Genomic DNA, 1070 nt, shown 5'->3' with positions numbered 1-1070 from the left:
TGTAATGATGCCCAGCACAACCTCGCATTCTTGGCGGCGATTGCAACGACAGCACGCCAGTATCCCCGCCTACCAATCAACGAGCAGACCCAACGGCTAAACGGGTCCGTTCTATTCTCTGCCCCTACCATTACAGAACGGGCTCCCTGGACCAGTAGGGTTCGCAGATAGGCATCACCCGCTTTTGTTATCCTGCCAAGCTTTGATTTTCCGCCACTACTGTATTGTGATGGCGTTAGCCCCAACCAGGCTGCCAGTTGGCGCCCGTTCTTAAAATCATGGGCATTGCCAATACTGGCGACCAGCGCACTCGCTGTGGTGGGCCCAACACCTTTCAGTTCCATTAACTGCTGGCTGCGATGATCTGTTTTGGCCACACGAGATAATACCCTGTCATATTCGGCGATTTTCTCTTCAATATTAGTGACATGTGTCAATAGATCATCAATGCACAGCCTGACCTGTACTGGCAGAGTTTCCTTCTGGTCAGAAACAACATGACGCAGAGCATCAGTGCTTTGTGGGGCAATAACCCCGAATTCAGATATCAGGCCCCGAAGACGGTTATACGTTGCTGTTCTTTCCTGGATAAATCCCTGTCTTGTCCGATGTAAGCATTGCATTGCCTGCTGGCTTTCGTCTTTGACTGGTACAAAGCGCATATGCGGCCGCTGCACTGCCTCACAAATAGCTATTGCATCAGCTGCATCATTTTTCCCGGTCTTACCCGCCATGCGATAGGGTGAGACAAATTTCGGAGCCATCAACCGGACATCATGGCCATACTGCCTGAATAATCTTGCCCAATAGTGGGCACCCGAGCAGGCTTCCATTCCAATGACACAGGGAGGTAAACCTGCGATGAGTTCAGAAAGTGCTGCACGCGACACCTTGGGTTTAACCAGAACAGCTTTACCATTTTGGTCAATGCAGTGAACAGCAAACACATTTTTAGCAAGATCGATACCGACAGTGGTGATGGTCATAACGAATCCCTCTGGGTCAATGTTTATCCTATGATTGCACGAAAGTTAATCAGGCGCATATCTAGGGGTCGTCTCAGAAAACGG

The 1070-nt window shown here is 49.9% G+C and carries 1 protein-coding gene; it reads right to left on the bottom strand.

The features are described from left to right. Positions 1-986: IS110-like element IS5708 family transposase (locus KCR01S_RS23595; protein WP_061285267.1), on the bottom strand; the 986-nt coding region annotated here is incomplete at its 3' end. Positions 987-1070: the final 84 nt, after the last annotated feature.

This window comes from Kluyvera cryocrescens NBRC 102467 (genome assembly GCF_001571285.1).
Classification (GTDB): domain Bacteria; phylum Pseudomonadota; class Gammaproteobacteria; order Enterobacterales; family Enterobacteriaceae; genus Kluyvera; species Kluyvera cryocrescens.
The sequence above is the reverse complement of the archived record's forward strand: the minus strand, read 5'-3'. Positions and strand labels throughout refer to the sequence as shown.